Source organism: Rhodococcus sp. HM1 (genome assembly GCF_023218075.1).
Taxonomy (GTDB): domain Bacteria; phylum Actinomycetota; class Actinomycetes; order Mycobacteriales; family Mycobacteriaceae; genus Rhodococcus.
The window spans coordinates 32,683-49,541 of the sequence record NZ_JALPTB010000020.1; the positions used below are offsets into that span (position 1 = coordinate 32,683).

At 67.8% G+C, this 16,859-nt stretch carries 13 protein-coding genes and 1 pseudogene; 2 read left to right on the forward strand and 12 right to left on the reverse strand.

Going from position 1 to position 16,859, the window contains the following annotated elements:
- Nucleotides 1-14 precede the first annotated feature (14 nt).
- Nucleotides 15-1,160 carry a hypothetical protein gene (locus M1M07_RS12700; RefSeq protein WP_248674390.1) on the reverse strand — a complete coding sequence of 382 codons (1,146 nt, stop codon included), beginning with the start codon at nt 1,158-1,160 and terminating at the stop codon, nt 15-17.
- A 145-nt stretch (nt 1,161-1,305) separates the two neighbouring features.
- On the opposite strand from M1M07_RS12700, the pseudogene M1M07_RS12705 reads away from it, so the two are divergent.
- Nucleotides 1,306-1,416 (forward strand): annotated as a pseudogene (locus tag M1M07_RS12705) (transposase); the annotation flags it as partial.
- 32 nt (nt 1,417-1,448) lie between these two features.
- Nucleotides 1,449-1,634, forward strand: a complete 186-nt coding sequence (locus M1M07_RS12710) for a hypothetical protein (protein WP_231611375.1) — start codon at nt 1,449-1,451, stop codon at nt 1,632-1,634.
- A gap of 313 nt (nt 1,635-1,947) precedes the next feature.
- Here the strand turns inward: M1M07_RS12710 and M1M07_RS12715 are convergent, their stop codons facing one another.
- From M1M07_RS12715 to M1M07_RS12765, 11 genes are all read right to left on the reverse strand, one after another.
- Nucleotides 1,948-4,188 (reverse strand): NADP-dependent isocitrate dehydrogenase, encoded by a 2,241-nt coding sequence (locus tag M1M07_RS12715; protein WP_197255697.1) that lies wholly within the window; start codon nt 4,186-4,188, stop codon nt 1,948-1,950.
- A 631-nt stretch (nt 4,189-4,819) separates the two neighbouring features.
- A complete protein-coding gene (locus M1M07_RS12720; RefSeq protein WP_248674391.1) occupies nt 4,820-5,824 on the reverse strand; it encodes an aromatic ring-hydroxylating dioxygenase subunit alpha in 1,005 nt (334 codons plus the stop codon).
- A gap of 14 nt (nt 5,825-5,838) precedes the next feature.
- Nucleotides 5,839-6,747: an alpha/beta hydrolase gene (locus M1M07_RS12725; RefSeq protein WP_248674392.1), complete on the reverse strand. Its 909-nt coding sequence runs from the start codon at nt 6,745-6,747 to the stop codon at nt 5,839-5,841.
- 1 nt (nt 6,748) lies between these two features.
- Nucleotides 6,749-7,951 carry an amidohydrolase family protein gene (locus tag M1M07_RS12730; protein WP_248674393.1) on the reverse strand — a complete coding sequence of 401 codons (1,203 nt, stop codon included), beginning with the start codon at nt 7,949-7,951 and terminating at the stop codon, nt 6,749-6,751.
- Nucleotides 7,952-7,963: 12 nt separating this feature from the next.
- Nucleotides 7,964-9,160, reverse strand: a complete 1,197-nt coding sequence (locus tag M1M07_RS12735; protein ID WP_248674394.1) for an acyl-CoA dehydrogenase family protein — start codon at nt 9,158-9,160, stop codon at nt 7,964-7,966.
- A gap of 41 nt (nt 9,161-9,201) precedes the next feature.
- A complete protein-coding gene (locus M1M07_RS12740) occupies nt 9,202-10,236 on the reverse strand; it encodes an acyl-CoA dehydrogenase family protein (RefSeq protein ID WP_248674395.1) in 1,035 nt (344 codons plus the stop codon).
- Between the two features lie 20 nt (nt 10,237-10,256).
- Nucleotides 10,257-11,099, reverse strand: a complete 843-nt coding sequence (locus M1M07_RS12745) for an amidohydrolase family protein (protein ID WP_248674434.1) — start codon at nt 11,097-11,099, stop codon at nt 10,257-10,259.
- 2 nt (nt 11,100-11,101) lie between these two features.
- Entirely contained in the window at nt 11,102-12,748 is a 1,647-nt protein-coding gene (locus M1M07_RS12750) for an AMP-binding protein (protein ID WP_197255708.1), read from the reverse strand.
- Between the two features lie 33 nt (nt 12,749-12,781).
- Entirely contained in the window at nt 12,782-13,984 is a 1,203-nt protein-coding gene (locus M1M07_RS12755) for an amidohydrolase family protein (protein ID WP_197255710.1), read from the reverse strand.
- 43 nt (nt 13,985-14,027) lie between these two features.
- Nucleotides 14,028-15,524, reverse strand: a complete 1,497-nt coding sequence (locus tag M1M07_RS12760; protein WP_197255712.1) for an acyl-CoA carboxylase subunit beta — start codon at nt 15,522-15,524, stop codon at nt 14,028-14,030.
- Between the two features lie 25 nt (nt 15,525-15,549).
- Nucleotides 15,550-16,785 carry a cytochrome P450 gene (locus M1M07_RS12765; RefSeq protein WP_248674396.1) on the reverse strand — a complete coding sequence of 412 codons (1,236 nt, stop codon included), beginning with the start codon at nt 16,783-16,785 and terminating at the stop codon, nt 15,550-15,552.
- Nucleotides 16,786-16,859 lie beyond the last annotated feature (74 nt).

Here is a 16,859-nt window from a genome sequence, read left to right on the forward strand (position 1 = left end):
CCCCGCGACGGCCGTCAGAGACGACCGGACGGCAGGCGGCCCGCGGTGAAGTCCGCGACCTGATCCGCGGTGAACGGTGGATCGAGCAGGTCGGCGCGCTGGGCGTAACAACGGAACAGGTCCGTGATGTAGTGCATCCGGTCCGGAAGGTCGGACCAGTCGCGAACGGCGGTGTCCCGCACACTGTCGGGGCTCGGGTCCACTCGGGCGAGGAAGGCCCGAAGTTCGGGGTCGACCAGTTCCGCCAGCAGGGGCGGGAACGTCGCCGGCAGGTCCTCGGACAGGTCGAGCACCCCGCCGTCCGGCAGAGACAGGACCATCAGGTGCTCGGTGACGGCGCGGCGCACCAAGCGGCGGACATGCTCGGTCAACTGCTCCGCTGCCAGGCGTACCGGTGTGCGCCGGCCGAGGACGGTCAGCAGGGCCAGGCGGGGCCACTTCAGAATCGGGTTGTCCGGCAACAACAGATCCAGCAGCCGGCGTTCCAGGTCCCGCGGATCCAGGATGGGCGCCTCCAACGCCGCGGTGATCTCCGGTTGCAGCCGGGTTTGTTCGTGCAGGCCGATCTCGAGGTTGGCCAGGAGCAGCAGCTCGGCGCGCTGCTTCTCGTCGGTGCTGAAGATCGCCCGGTAATACCGCGTGAATGCCCGGCGCAGGTAGTCCTGCCCGTCGGGTGGTTCCCCCGGCCGCAGCGTGGCGCAGAAGTCCGCGATCCGCTGCTCGTCGAGCACCGTGTCCTGCGCGAACTCGGCCAGGAAACGGGCGAACTCGCGGGCGATCTCCGCGAACACCTTCAGATTGCCCCGCGCCGTGGCAGCGCTGACTTCGTCCAGGCGTGCCGCCCGCACGATCACCGTGCGCACCGCCTGTTCGACCACCGGGTGTCCCGGGAACGCCCGCCGCAGACCCCGAACCACCAGATCGATCCCGGCGTCCACCTCGGGTGACGCGGCAAGCGATCGTTCCAGGGCATGCGTCAGGTCTTCCTGCCGAATCGTCCGCCCCACCTGCTTGGACGCCCACACGGCGAACGTGCACCAATTCGCGTGACCACCGGTCCGTGAAGCGAGCGAGCGCGACAGCAGCTGGTAGGCGTGGGTGATCCACAGGTTGCGGATGATCGGCTCGGCCTGTCCGGCGATCGCATCGATGTCGGCCACTGTCGGCGCCGCGCCGACTTCGCGTGGACCACCAGGACTCATGACACCCCCAATCCGATCTTTGCGACCTTCCCAGTCTGAGCTCCGAGGGGAGGATCTGAACAGAGCGCGCTGTCAGCACTTTCCCGCCGTGATCGACGCAAAGGCGTTCGTCGGCTTGGTGCCCTCGGAGTACTCGTCCGGGATCTCGCGGAATCAAGGGTCGATCACCAAGACCGGCAACACCCATGCCCGTCGGCTGTTGGTGGAGGCTGCCTGGCATCACCGGCCGCGGTATCACGTCGGGCAGTGATGCGGTCCCGCTGGGATCAGGCCCCGGCCGCGGCTCGCGCCCGCGGCGACGAAGGGAATCGCCGGCTGCATCAGCGGTGGGTGGGTTTTCTCGAACGCCGCAAACGACCCGTGATCGCGAACGTGGCGATCGCCCGGGAGTTCGCGGGCTGGTGCTGGTCGTTGGCGGTGATGGACTGCTGATGCTCACCCCCTGATCTGCTTCGCCGGCGAGTCCGGTGGTGACAGCGCGTGGATCGACCCGCGACACCGCTATGAGCAGGCCTGTTCGGACCGACTCTCGTCTCTGGGCACGCGGATGTGATCCAGCCGGAAAACCGTCCTGCGGCAGCCAACCCGCGTATATTCACCCCGCAAGCGGGAGGGACCCCCGTCTGACCGCGCGTCGCTTGTCGACACGCTCACCACAGGACTCCCTCGACGAAGCGCAGAGGCGCCTCCAGGGTCGCTCCCCGGAGGCGCCTCACTCTGCCTTCTCGACAGACTTCTCTACATATCAGCGGTTGACGGCCGCAAGCGCGGTGTTCAAGGTCTTACTCGGCCGCATCACGGCCGCGGTCTTGACACTGTCCGGCTTGTAGTAGCCGCCGATGTCAACCGGCGCGCCCTGCACCTCGATCAGCTCCCGTACGATCGTGTCCTCGTCCCTGGCCAGCGCCTCGGCCAGCGGGGCGAATTGTTCCGCGAGTTCCTGGTCCTCGGTCTGCGCGGCAAGCTCCTGCGCCCAGTACATCGCGAGGTAGAACTGGCTGCCCCGGTTGTCGAGCTCGCCGGTCTTGCGCGACGGGCTCTTGTTCGTCTCCAGCAGCTTGCCGGTCGCTGCATCGAGCGTCTTTGCCAGGATCTTGGCGCGCTCGTTGCCAGCCTTGAGCCCGAGGTCCTCCAGGCTTACGGCCAACGCCAGGAACTCACCGAGCGAATCCCAGCGCAGGTGGTTCTCCTCCACCAACTGCTTGACGTGCTTGGGCGCCGACCCGCCTGCGCCCGTCTCGTACAGGCCGCCGCCCGCCATCAGCGGCACGATCGACAGCATCTTGGCGCTCGTACCCAGTTCGAGGATCGGGAACAGGTCGGTGAGGTAGTCGCGCAGGATGTTGCCGGTCGCGGCGATGGTGTCCAGCCCGCGGATCAGCCGCTCCAGCGTGTATCGCATCGAGCGCACCTGCGACATGATCTGGATGTCGAGGCCCTCGGTGTCATGATCCTGCAGGTACAGCTCGACCTTCTTGATCAACTCGTTCTCGTGCGGGCGGTACGGGTCGAGCCAGAACAGGACCGGCATACCGGAGTTGCGTGCCCGGGTGACCGCGAGCTTGACCCAGTCGCGGACCGGCGCGTCCTTGACGGTGCACATGCGCCAGATGTCACCCGCCTCGACGTGCTGGGTCAGCAGCACCTCACCGGTGTCGACATCGACGAAGTTGGCCTCGCCCTCCTCCGGAACTTCGAAGGTCTTGTCATGCGAGCCGTACTCCTCGGCCTTCTGCGCCATGAGCCCGACGTTGGGGACGGTGCCCATGGTCGTCGGGTCGAACGCGCCGTTGGTCTTACAGAAGTTGATGATCTCCTGGTAGATGCGCGCGAAAGTGGACTCCGGCATTACCGCTTTCACGTCCTTGGGTCTTCCGTCGGCGCCGTACATCTTGCCGCCCGAGCGGATCATAGCGGGCATCGAGGCATCCACGATGACATCGCTGGGTGAATGGAAGTTCGAGATGCCGCGGGCGGAATCGACCATGGCCAACTCGGGACGGTGCTCATGGCATTTGTGCAGGTCCTGCTTGATTTCGTCCCGCTGCGTACTGGGCAGCGTCTCGATCTTGTCGTACAGGTCGCCGAGACCGTTGTTGACGTTGACGCCCAGTTCGTCGAACAGCTTCTGATGCTTGGCGAAGGCGTCCTTGTAGAAGGTCTTCACCGCGTGGCCGAAGACGATGGGGTGCGAGACCTTCATCATCGTCGCCTTGACGTGGAGGGAGAACATCACGCCCGTCTTGCGGGCATCCTCCATCTGCTCCTCGTAGAAGTCGAGCAACGCCTTCTTGCTCATGAACATGCTGTCCATGATGTCGCCCTCACCCAGGTCCACCTCGGGCTTGAGGACGATCGTCTCGCCACCCTCGGTCACCAGCTCCATCCGGACCTTGCGCGGCCGGTCCAGCGTCATCGACTTCTCGCCGTGGTAGAAGTCGCCGTGCCGCATGTGCGCGACGTGGCTGCGTGAGGCCATCGACCACTCGCCCATGCTGTGCGGGTGCTTACGGGCGTACTCCTTCACCGCCCGGGGTGCGCGCCGATCGGAGTTGCCCTCACGCAGGACCGGGTTGACCGCGCTACCGAGGATCTTGCCGTAGCGCTCCCGGATGGCACGCTCCTCTTCCGTCTTCGGGGCGTGCGGGAAATCCGGGACCTGGTAGCCCTTGTCCTGCAGTTCCTTGATGGCGGCCAGGAGCTGCGGCACCGACGCGCTGATGTTGGGCAGTTTGATGATGTTGGTGTCGGGCAGTTGCGTCAGACGACCCAGCTCGGCAAGGGTGTCCGGTACGCGCTGCTCTTCCGTGAGGTGGTCGGGGAACTCGGCCAGGATCCGCGCCGGCACCGAGATGTCGCTGGACTCGACTTCGATGCCCGCGGCACCAGCGAAGGTACGCACGATCGGCAGGAAGGCGTAGGTCGCGAGCAACGGTGCCTCGTCGGTCAACGTGTAGATGATGGTCGACTGCTTATCGGCGCTCATTTTTGTCTCGTCTCCCACGTCAGTTCGGTCCGCTTTTCGAAGTGCTCCGGGTGCGGTATTGCTTCGGGTATCAGGCTACGTGCGAGAACACAAGAACCATATTTACCCGCCGGTAGCGCGAACTCCGCTACCGGCTACGGTCGGCGTCACGCCGACTTCGCGTGGACCACCAGGACTCATGGCACCCCCGTTCGATCTTCGCGACCTTCCCCAGTCCGACCGCGGACGGAGCATCTGACAGGGCATGCTGTGAGCACTTGCCCCTCGGGGGTCCGACGCGAAGGCGAATCGCGTAGTCGACTACTCGTGCCAGACGAAGAGCCTCGTTCAGCCGGCGCTGCTGACGCTGATCGGCGGCTCCCTCGTCTCGGCCTGCGCTCCGACCCTGACCGTGCTGTTCGCCGGCCGCGCCCTGCAGGGCATCGGTATCAGCGGCGTCGTGACCGTCGCGGTGGCCCTGCTCGGCGCCGTCATTCTCCCGCGGGAACAGGGCAGCTGTTCCGGGTACGCTGCTGTCGTCATGGCAGCCTCGATGGCCGGTGGCCCACCGCTGGGTGGCGCGCTCGTCGACACTGCGGCTCGGCATCGGCGTGCTGCTGCCGAACCACCCGCTGCGATCGTGATCAGGAGGTCAGGCGGTGGCGTCGACCGGTGGGACACCGTAGAACTGCTGCGCCCACTTACGCAGCGAGAGATACGGTTTCGCGTCCTTCGGGGACAGCGGCGGATGTTCGACATATTTCTGGTGCCGCCAGATGCTCAGGTCCTCCCACACGGTGACGAGGAACTGGCGTTCGACGCGTTCACGGACGTCGGCCGGCGGCACGTCGTCGTCGCCGGGGTTGCGGGGCCACCAGATCGAATAGAACAGATCCGAGCTTTCGTCGTCGACCGGTGTGGTCGCGAAGATCAGCCGATGCCTCGACGAGCCCTCGAACGCGCTGATCGACCCGCCGAGCCCGAACATGTGCGCGTGGATCTTCAGCGCCATCTTCTCCGGGTCGTCGCTGCGCGCGTCGGACCAGCCGGTGAGGAACTTCCACGCGTGGTCCGAGGCGCTGTAGTCCAGCATCTGCGGGGTGACGGTCGCGCCGTGCACGTACTGGAAGTGCAGGCTGTCGGGACCGTTCTCGAGCACCACCTGCGGATGCACCGGTTCGCGTTCGGTCTTGCGGGAGAACTCCGGATACGGGCGGTAGTAGTCCGACGACTCACCCGACCCGACCTCGGGGAACAACCCCAGGATCCCCGGCATCTCCCAGGTCGGGGCGGCGCCGTCCGGGTGGTGCCACATGAACACGCAGCCGTCGTGTTCGACCACCGGATACACCCGCAGCCGCACCGTGGGCCGCGTGCGATTCTCGCCCGGGATGGCGCGGTTGGTGCCGTCGGGTCCCCAGCGCCAGCCGTGGAACGGACATTCGACGCAGTCCCCCACCACCGTGCCGCCGTAGCCGATGTGCGCCCCCAGGTGCCGGCAGTGGCCGGTGAGGATGTGCATCGCACCGGACTCGTCGCGGTAGGCGACCAGGTCCTCGCCGAAGTACTTCAGCGGCCGCACCTCCCTCACGGGGAATTCCGCCGACCAGCCCACCATGAACCACCCGGTGACCTTCCAGGTGAACGGGACCTTCACAGCACCTCCAGATGTCACGCGGACGGACGTTCGGTTGCGAGCGCGCACTCCTCCACGAATGCCAGCACACTCCGGTGATAGGCACCCGCGGCGAACCCGACACTCATGTTGTGTCCGCTCGCGGCCTGCCGGTACCACACCAGCCGCGGCGACGACGTGAAGCCCCGCGCGATCGCGTCGAGTGTGTCCGGGTCGGTCCGCCACACCCGTTCGTGTTCGGCGTGGCTGAGCCGCACCGGAATTCGGATGTCCGGGGACAGCACCGGGAACTTCATCGGCCACCGGACCGCGACCGTCGCCTCGTATCGAGGGGTGCGCGACGAGAGCGACCGACCGCCGCGCACCTCCTCCGGGTACAGGTGCTCGGGGTACCAGAGCAGATCCCGGATGGTCCCGCGGTCGCCGAGGCTGCGCATCGCCGTGATCAGTCGTTCGGCGTCGGCGTATTTCACGGTGCCGGTCCCGGCCAGTTCCAGCCCGAGCAGCCGCGCGCCGCGCGGATCCGCGGCCATGCGGGCACCGAGGTCGCACCCGGCCGAGTGCGCCAGCAGGAATGTGCCCGCGCCGCGCGGCGACGCCCCGAGCAGGGCGTCGACGGTCGCGTAGCACGCGTCGACGCGGCGCGCCGGATCGTCGAACTCGTCCCCGAACGGCGCCGACGCACCGTAGCCGGGCCGGTCCGGCGCCAGCACGGTGTAACCGAGAGCGGCGCCGGCGCGCAACAAGGACAGTTCGGGTCTGCCCGGCAGGTCGAAGTACCGCGAAGTGGTTGCGCCGCCGTGCAACGCGACCACGACGGCGCGCGGTTCGGCGACCTCGGCGCACAACGCCGACATGGGGATGCCGTCGATGTCGACGACGCGTTCGGTGACCGTGCCGACCCCACCCGGAGTGGGGTCCGAGGCCGCGATGCCGGCCGCCACCTCAGGCGCCCCGCGCGACCGCGGCATCGAGACCGAGCAGGTCGAGCATATTGCCTCCCATGACCTTTCGCGCATCCTCGGCCGACAGTCCGTCGAGCTGCCCGAGCAGGCTCAGAGGATCGGCCAGCCCTTCCGGGTGCGGCCAGTCCGAGCCGTAGACGACGCGGTCCGCGCCGAGCATCTCGACGACCTCCCGGTAGTCGTCCTCCCAGAACGGATTGACGTAGACGCAGCGCCGGAACGCCTCGATCGGGTCCTCGAGGAACAGCTGCGGCATCTTGTCGTAGGCGTGCCGCAGGTTGCGGAACAAGGTGGGCAACCAGTCGGAGCCGTTCTCGATGGAGAGGATCCGCAGGTCCGGATTCCGCGACAACGCGCCGTGGCACACGAGCGCGGTCATCGCGTCCTCGATCGCGCGCGAGCCGATCGCGGCGGTCCGGAATGCGGTGGGGGCGAACGGTTTGTATTCGGTGGCGGGCTCCCAGATGTCGAGGACCTCCGAATAGCCGCTGTCCGACGCGTGCATCGACACCGGAATCCCCGCGTCCACACAGGCTTTCCAGAACGGGTCGAACTCCTCGAACCCGAACGATCGGCTGCCGCGGAAACCCGGCACCGGCGCGGGACGGACGAGCACCGTCTTCGCGCCGCGCTCGAGGCACCACTGCAGTTCCTCGAGCGCCCGGTCCACGATGGGCAGGGTGACGACGGGAACCGCGAAGATCCGGCCTTCGTAGTCGAAACTCCAGTGCTCGTACATCCACCGGTTGAGCGCGTGGATGACGTCGTGGGTCAGCTCGGGATCGTTCTTGAGGCGTTCCTCGACGAGGCTCGCGAGGGTCGGGAACATCAGCGCGTAGTCGAGGCCCTGCTCGTTCAGCTTTTCGAGCCGCGCCGCGGGGTCCCGGAACGCGGGAATCGACTTGATGGGTTTGCCCATGATCTCCCGCGCCGACTTGCCGTCCGGGTTGCCGTTGCGGAAGTAGTCCTCCTGCGCGCCGGGCGCGGCCACGACGGAGAACGTCGGGTTGGGGATGAACTCGCTGATGGTGTTCTGCACGACGATCTTGGTGCGACCGTCGATGTCGACGTAGCGGATGGCGTCCTTCGCGTGGACCGGGAGGTACTTGGTCAGCGCGTCCCGGGTCTCGTACATGTGGTTGTCCGAGTCGAAGATCGGGAACGGGTGCGGATTCGTCGCCATGGTGAACGCTCCTCAGTGCGCCTCGGCGCGTGCGGGCTGCGAGTAGTTGGGCCGGCCGAGACCGAGCACGTGCTGGGCGATCATGTTCCGGAACACCTCGAGGGTGCCGCCGTAGATGCCGCACAACGGGGCCCACCGGAACAGGTGCTCGGCGCCGCCGTCGTCAGCGGCGCCTTCGGTGTCGACGGGCAGTGCGGATGCGGAACCGAGGATGTCCATCAGGTCCGGGGAGATGTCGCGCATCGTCTGGGCGATCGCGACGCGCCCGAACATGTGCGGCGCCGACAGTGCCGCTTCCATCCGGGCGATGCTGCGGCCGAGCCGGTACGCGACCGCCCGGTCGTCGAGCGGCCGGCGGCCGTCCGGGCCCCCCTGTCCGAGGATCCGCGCAATGCGGTCGACCCGGGTCGCCATGGTGGTGCCCTGATGGATCAGGATGGACACGTCCTGCAGACCGTCGTTCGCGGCGTCGACGACGCCGTGTTCCTCGGCGAGCGGACCCATCAGCACGGCCCAGCCGCCGTTGACCTCGCCGAGCCGGTACTTGTCGGGCACGCGCACGTCGGAGTAGTAGACGATGTTGGTGCGGTCGCCGTCGACGGTGCGCAGCCCCTGGATCTCGATGCCGGGGGTGTCGAGCGGGACGAGGAACATCGTCAGGCTCTTGTGCTTGGGGGCGTCGGGATCGGTGTTGGTGATGAGGAAGACGTACTGGCAGTTGTGGGCGCCGGTGGTGAACATCTTGGAGCCGTTGATGATCCAGTCGTCGCCGTCCCGGACCGCTCGGGTCTTGCAGGTCGCGACGTCGGAACCGCCGTCGGGTTCGGTGTAGCCCAGGCACAGCCGGACCTCGCCGCTGTCGATCTTCGGCAGCACCTCGGCGCGCACCTCGGGCGATCCGTATTTCTCGACCGAGGTGGTCACGATGGCGGTGGTGCCCGCGGTCACCCACGGCACCTGGGCGCGGCGTTTCTCGAGGTCCCACAGTCTGCGCCGCAGCCGGTTCAGGCCGCCCTCCGATTCGGGTGCGCGTTCCGCGGCGAGCCAGCCGTCGGCGCCCATCGCCAGGTGCACGCCCTCGTCGAAGTTGTCGCCGGTCTCCCGGTCGCGGCGGCGCACCTCGTCGGTGACGTGCGTGTCGAGGAAGGCGCGTGCCCGCCGGTGGAACGCGGCGTCCTCGTCGGACAGTTCCACGAGTGAGAAATCCATGGTTCCCCCTGCTGTTTGTCGGCCTGCTCTTGTCGACTCGGCTAGGCCCGCGCGGCGAAGCTCTCGGCGACCCGGACCGCGGCGTCGGCGGGATCACCGCCGGCCAGTGCCCAGCCGCGGGCGCGGACCAGATACGCCGAGGCCGCCGATTCGGCGGCGACCCCGAGTCCGCCCTGCACGTGCACGGCCATCGTCGCCGCGCGCGGTGCCTCGTCGGCCAGGTACACGAACGCCGCCGACGCGAGCACCGGTTGCACATCGGGCTCGTTGTCGAGGAACCACGCGGCCCGCCGTGTCAGATTGCGGGCCCCGTGCACGACGATCGCGATGTTGGCGAGCGGATGCGATATGCCCTGCAGGGTCGCGATGGGCACCCCCATCGTGTAGCGGTTCTTCGCGAATTCCGCTGCGATGGTGAGTGTTTCCTCGACCAGCCCGACGAGCGCGGCGGAGGTCAGGAGCCGCCATTCCTCGAGCGTCCGATCGTACTGCGCGACCGCCTCCGGTCCGCCCGCGAGCACGGTGCGGCGATCCGCGGCGGCCGGGTCGATCCACGCCGCCGGCAGCTTGCCGATGTTGTCGACCTTCGCGGGGCGGGTGTCGAATTCGAGCCGCACGATCTCGTCGCCGTCACGGACGACGATACGGTCGGCGACCGATCCCGACGGGACGAGACGCCTGCCGGGCGGAGCGTCGAATCGTGGGTCCAGCGCGACGATCTCGCGTCCGGTGACGATGTCGGTGGTGTCGCACGCATCGAGCCGCGCGAGCAGCCGGGAGGCGCACACGTGGTCGATCCACGGCACCGGGGCGAGGGTGCGGCCGAGTTCCTCGGCGACGAGTGTCAGGTCGACGAGGGTCGCGCCGTCGCCGCCGACATCTTCGGGCAACGCCATGGACGTCGCGCCGGTCGCGCACAGCTGTTCCCACAGGTTCTTGTCGAATCCGCCGGGTTCGGCGGCGCGCACGACCTCGAGTGGGCTGCGCGCCCGGAAGAACTTCGCGTACGCGGCCTGCAGTTCCGTCTGGTCCTCGGACAGGTTGTAGTCCTGCCTGCGCAATTCGTAGCGGTCCATCCCGTGTGCTCCCTGTCCCGTCATTCGGCCGTGTCGCCGGCGGATCGGCCACCGAAGAAGAATTCCTGTGCGTTGCGATAGAGGTAGTTGTCGCGGACGTCGTCCGGCAGGCCGAGCGCTAGCGCCTCCGGGACGAGGCGGCGCATCGGCAGCACCGGCCAGTCGGATCCGAAGATCACCTTGTCCCGGCCGCGGGTGCGCATGTAGTGCAGCAGGCTGTCCGGCAGCCGCTTGGGTGACCATGCCGAGGTCATCAGCCGCAGGTTCTCGTACTTGATGAGCAGCCGGATCGCGACGTCCCACCAGGGGTCGGCGCCGTGGATCATGCACAGCTTCAGTTCCGGGAATCGGTAGCAGACCCGGTCGAGGTGGATCGGGTTCTGAACCTCGCCGGGAATCGGCGGGCCCGGGAGGCCGGTGTTCATGCACAGCGGCAGGCCCAGTTCGGCGCACTTGTAGTACAGCGGGTAGTACACGGCGTCGGTGGGCGGGTACATGCCGTCGCCCCAGAAGCTCGGTCCCACCGTCGTGTACGCGACCGGCAGATCGTGCACGAGCGCGGCGAGTTCGCGCAGCGACGACACCGGGTGCAGCAGGTCGACGCCGTTGACGGCGAGCGCGAACCGGTCCGGCATCTCCTCGACGAACTTCAGCGCGGTCGGTGACGGTTTGACGATCGAGTACATCAGGATCGCCTTCTCGACGCCCTGTTCGTCCATCTCGTCGATCAGTTCGGCCAGATCCACCTGCCGGTACATCGATTGCGGTCCCTTGAAGTACTTGTCCCGCACCTCGAGCATCCACGCGGGTTGTTCGCGCTCGCCGAAGTGCACGTTCACCAGGCAGTCGAGGACCTTCGGCATGCTCACGCTCCGTCCTTCTCGAGTGCCGGCTCGGCGACCTGCTGTGCGGCCCAGCGGTAATCGGGTTTTCCGTTCCCGAGCCGCCGGATCTCGGGGACGAACACGAAGGCCTTCGGTGCCTTGAACCCGGCCAGCGCGTCACGGCACGCCTGCCGCAGCGCGGATTCGACGGACTCGCAGTCCACGGACCGGACAGACTCACCGTCCGCCGACTGCACGAGCGCCACGATCTCCTGACCCCAGCGGGGACTGGATCTGCCCACGACCAGCGCGTCGACGACACCGGGTTGCGCCCGCAGCACTTCCTCGACCTCCTCGACGAACACTTTTTCGCCGCCGGTGTTGACGACCAGCGAATCGCGGCCGAGCAGCCGCAGGGAGCCGTCGGCGTCGACGGCGACGCGGTCGCCGGGGATCGCCAGGCGCTGCCCGTCGATGATCGGGAAGGTCGCTTCGGTGGCGGCGCGGTCGTCGAAGTAGCCCAGCGGGACGCGGCCGGTGCGGGCGGCCCAGCCGATCTCGGGGTCGCCCGGGTTCAGCAGCCGGGTGCGGTCGTGCGAGACGGCGGTGCCGCCGGGCATCGGATCGAAGGTGTCGACCTCGGCGCCGCGGGTGCTGCGCCCGTATCCCATTCCGCCGGTTTCCGACGAGCCGTAGCCCTCGACGAGGAAGGCGTGCGGAAGTTGTTCGAGCAGTGCCCGTTTGTGCACCGGGTTGGTCGCCGCTCCCCCGGTACCGATCACCGACAGGGACGACAGTTCGTACGGGCGACGCTGCATCTCGCGGACCAGCGGTCCGGCATAGGCGTCGCCGACGATGGTCATCAGCGTGACCTTCTCCCGCTCGGCGGTTTCGAGCGCGGTGCGCGCGTCGAACTTCTCCCGGTCGTCGTAGAGCACGACCGTCTGTCCGGCGAGCAGCCCGGCGAAGGTGGTCCAGGTGCCGGCGGCGTGCGAGAGCGGCGACGCGGCGAACCACACCTGCCCGGTCGCGTGGGCCAGCGCCTGCACCGGTTCGGCGGAGTCGTGGTCGGCGCCGTTCATCGACGAGACGTACATGTCACCCTGCCGCCACAGCACGCCCTTCGGCCGGCCGGTGGTGCCTCCGGTGCACAGCATGATCAGGTCGTCGGGTGAGGTCGCGATCACGGCGTCCGGATCGCCGAGTTCGACGGCCTCCTCGAACGGCACCGCCCCGGCGAGCTCGGGCACGTCGGTACCGTCGTCGACGGAAACCAGCAGCTCCACCCCGGGCGGGGCGGTCCGGTCGACGACCGGCCCGAACGAGCGGTGGTAGACGATCCCGCGCGGGGCGATGTAGGCGAGCAGGTCGCGGATCTCGCGGGGCGTGTAGTGGTGGTTGACGTTCACCGGCACCACCCGCGCCTTCGCGCACGCGATCATCAGGTCCGGGTACAGGTCGTTGCGCATGATCAGCGCGATGCGGTCCTGTCCGCATTCCCACCGGTCGAGCCGGTGCCGCGGGGTGTGCTCGCCGAAGCCGCGATCGGCGAGGAAATTCGCGAATCGTCGTGTCCTCGAGGAGGATTCACCGAAGGTGCTGCGGCGATCACCGCACACCGTCATGGTGCGGTCCGGGACCGCGTCGGCGACGGCGTCGAACACCGCGCCCAGACTCCATTCCGTCAACGCATCCTCCTGATCCGTGTTCCGGCCGCCGGCTCAGACCGACGCCGTGATCGGGGCGCCGAGGAACGCCAGGGCGTTGTCCCGCATGATCTTCCGCGTGTCCGCCGCGCCGAATTCGGTGAGTTCCTCGGTGAACGACAGCGGTTCGGCCAGGCCTTCGCCGTGCGGCCAGTCGGAGCCGAACAGGATGCGATCGACGCCGATCTGCTCGGCCAGGCGCGGCAGGTCGTCCTCGTAGTACGGGGCCACCCACACGTGTTCGCGCAGCGTCTCGACCGGATCGTTGGGGAACGACCGCGGCGACTGGTTCGCGAGTTTCGCCATCCGCTTGGCGAGGCGGTGCACCCAGTCGGAGCCGTTCTCGATGCTGGCCACGCGCAGCCCCGGATGCCGGTCGAACACGCCGTGGATGATCAGCGAGGCCATCGTGTCGTGGATCGCCCGGTCGTCGACGAGGATCTTGTCGAGGGCGTCGCCCGGACCGAACGGCTCGAAGGTGTCTTTACCGCCCCACATCGCGGCGATCTTCAGGTAGCCGCTGTCACCGAGGTGGAACGCGACCGGCACGCTCGCTTCGGCGAGACGTGCCCAGACCGGGTCGTGGGAGCGGTCGCCGAGCGATCGAGGCCTGCCGATGCCCGGCACCGGCGCCGGCCGGATGTGCACGATGCGGGCGCCGCGCGCGAGCACGAAGTCGACCTCGGCCACCGCGGCCTCCGGGTCGGCGAGCGAGATCATCGGGGCCGCCAGGATCCGTCCGTCGGGCCGGTCGAATCCCCAGTCCTCGTCGAGCCACAGGTTGAAGGCGTGCAGCGACGCCATGGTGGCGGGAATGTCTTCGCGCAGGGCTTCTTCCACGCCGCACCCGAAGGTGGGGAACATGAAGATCGTGTCGAGCGACTGCTTCTCCACCACGGCGACGCGGGCGTCCCGGTCCCGGTACTCCGGTCGCAGTTCGAGTTCCTCGACCTTCATCAGCGTGGCCGGGTCGACGCCTTCGGGGACCTGCCCGCGGAACAGCGGGTCCAGGCAGCCGGGCACGATGATCGGGTCGAAGGTGGGGTTCGGGATGAACCGGTTGACCTTGTTCCCGATGATGGCGACGTGCCGCCGCCCGTCCTGCACGATCTGCACGCCGCGGCGGCGGAAGTTCTTGTCGAGGTGCCGGGTGAAGGCGTCCAGCGGCTCGTAATAGTGGTTGTCGACGTCGATCGCACGGTAATCGAGCGTGGTCATCGTCTACCTTCTTCCTGTCTCGAGCGGGCCGTGTCGACGGGTGTCAGGGCACGATCGCGGTGCGGATCACCGGTTCCGCGACGGCCTGCCTGGCATAGATGCCGCGCTGCAGGGACAGCAGCAGCGCGTTGCGGGTTTCCTCGGGCCGGATCAGCTCGTCGAATCCCATCTGCTCGGCCGATCGGTAGGACGCTTCGAGTTCCATGGCCCGCAGCGTGGCGTCGAGGTCGGCGTCGGCGCCGGAGGCGGTGCTCAGCGCCGCCGCACTCATCGCGCCCATCGTCGCCCCCGGGTACGCATAGGTGGCGGCCTGGCCGTCGAACCCGATGAGCGACATCACCATCGACCCGAATCCGTAGGCCTTGCGCAGTGTCACGTGCAGTTTCAGGGTGGTCGCGGTCGTCTGCGCGACGAACATGCGGGCGCCGGCGCGCAGCACGCCCTCGCGTTCGGATTCACTGCCGGGCAGCATGCCCGGGTTGTCGGTGAGGAACACCAGCGGCAGGTGGAACGCGTCGGCCACGGCGATGAAGTGCGCGGCCTTGTCGGCCGCGGCCGCGTCGATCGATCCGGCGAGCACCTGCGGCTGGTTCGCGACCACCGCGACCGGATGCCCTCCGAGGTGCGCGAGCGCGCAGATGATCGCCTCACCGTACTTCGGTTGCACCTCGAACCAGTCGCGGGTGTCGAAGACGACGTCGATGACGGTGCGCATGTCGTAGGTGCGCCGGTTGTCCCGCGAGACGATGTCGAGCAGTTCCGGTGTCTCGCGCGGGTTGGAGTACTCGTCGGGTTCGGTCATCTGCGGGTACGACCAGGCGCTCGGCGGAAAGTACGAGAGATAGCGGCGGATCTCGTCGAGGACGTCCTCGTCGGTGTCGGCGACGTTGTGGATCACCCCGCTCGCGAGCGCGACGCCGGGTCCGCCGAGGTCCTCCTTCGTCACGTCCTCACCGGTGGACATTTTCACCACGGGCGGTCCGGCGGTGAAGATCGATCCCTGCCGGCTCATGATCGCGAAGTCCGCGACCGGCGCGACGAGGGCACCGTGCCCGGCGGACGGGCCGAGCACCGCGGTGACCATCGGCACCTTTCCGGAGCACCGGGCCTGCGCCAGCAGGTCCGTCGGGGTGCGGCCGTAGTGGTCGCCGGTGGGGCGGAAACCGGCGCCCTCGAGCAGCACCACGAGCGGAACCTTGTTGCGCAGCGCGAGTTCGGCCAGCCGGTACCGCTTGGAGTTGCTGCCGGGCGCGATGGTGCCGGCGAGGGTGGTGAAGTCCTCGGCGCCGACCATGACGGGCAGCCCGTGAATCAGTCCGGAGCCGGCGACGATCGCGTCGGCTGGTACGTCGCCGCCGACGAGGGTGCCGAATTCGTGGAAGGTGCCCGGGTCGAGGAGGCGTTCGATCCGGGCGCGCGCGTCGAGTTTGCCCTTGCCACGATGTTTGGCGACGCGCTCGGCCCCGCCCATCGCCAGCGCGTGGTCACGCCGGCGCTCGAGGTCCTCGAGGGTGTCGGCCCAGGTCCCGGCATCGGTCATGCGTGGTCCTTCGATGTGAGGGCGGTCAGGTCAGCGTGTAGCGGATCGGCAGATGTTTGAGTCCCCCGACGAACGTGGTCGCGGTGCTCGCGGGTTCGCCGTCGAGTTCGATCGAGGTGAGCCGGGGCAGCAGTTCGGTGAAGAACTTGCGGATCTCGAGCCGTGCCAGTCCGGCGCCGAGACAGAAGTGCACGCCGAACCCGAACGCGACGTGGTTGTTGGGGTCGCGGGTGATGTCGAACCGGAACGGATCGTCGAAGACCTCTTCGTCGCGGTTGCCGGACACATACGACAGCAACAGCGAATCACCCGCCGCGATCGGCACGCCCCGCACGGTCGTGTCCTCGGCGGCCGTGCGCATGAACGCCTTGACCGGCGTGACCCATCGGATGATCTCCTCGGTCGCCCGCGGCATGAGATCGAGTTCTGCACAGAGTATTTCGCGCTGATACGGGTCTTCGATCAGTGCGTGCAATCCCCCGGAGATGCTGCTGCTGGTGGTGTCGTGCCCGGCGGTGGCGATGAGGGTGTAGTACGACATGGTGTCGATGTCCGACAGCGGTTCGCCGTCGACTCGGGCGTTGGCGATGGTCGACGCGAGATCGTCGGTGGGATTCTCGCGGCGGGCGGCGGTGAGCGCCGAGAAGTACTCGAACATCTCGAGCAGTGAGTTGATCTTCTCGTCGGCGGGCGTGGCGCGCTTGAGTTCGTCGTCGTCGCTGCCTACGAGTTCCTGGGTGAGCTTGCGTATCTTCGGGAAGTCGGATTCGGGGACACCGAGCAGCGACATGATCACGTAGAGCGGGAAGTCGACGGCGATGTCCTGCACGAAGTCGCACGCGCCGCCGTGCTCCCGCATCCGGTCGACGTAGCGCCTCGCGAGTTCCTCGATCCGGATCTCCATGGCCCGCATCGACTTCGGGCGGAACCAGTCAGCGGCGATCGCCCGCACCACCCGGTGCTGCGGGTCGTCCATGTGGATCAGGGTCCGGACCCCGGCGGCGGCCTGCATGGCGTCGGATTCCTCGGGCATCAGCACCGGCCGCGGCCAGTTGGTGAAGCGTTCGTTCGCGCGTTCGATCGCCATGATGTCGGCGTGCTTGGTGACGGCCCAGAACGGCTTGTAGGACGGCACGTCGACACGGGCCACCGGCGCCTCGGCGCGCAGTTTCGTCAGCGCGGCGTGCAGGCGCGGTTCGTCGGCGTATGCCGCGGGTTCTGCCAGCACTTTCGCGGCTTGCCCGACGATCGACATGCTCATCCGTGGCACTTTCGTTCGGTCCGAGAAGCGTTGTTCCGGGCATCAGAGTGATTTATAGTGAGCCTTACTGTCAA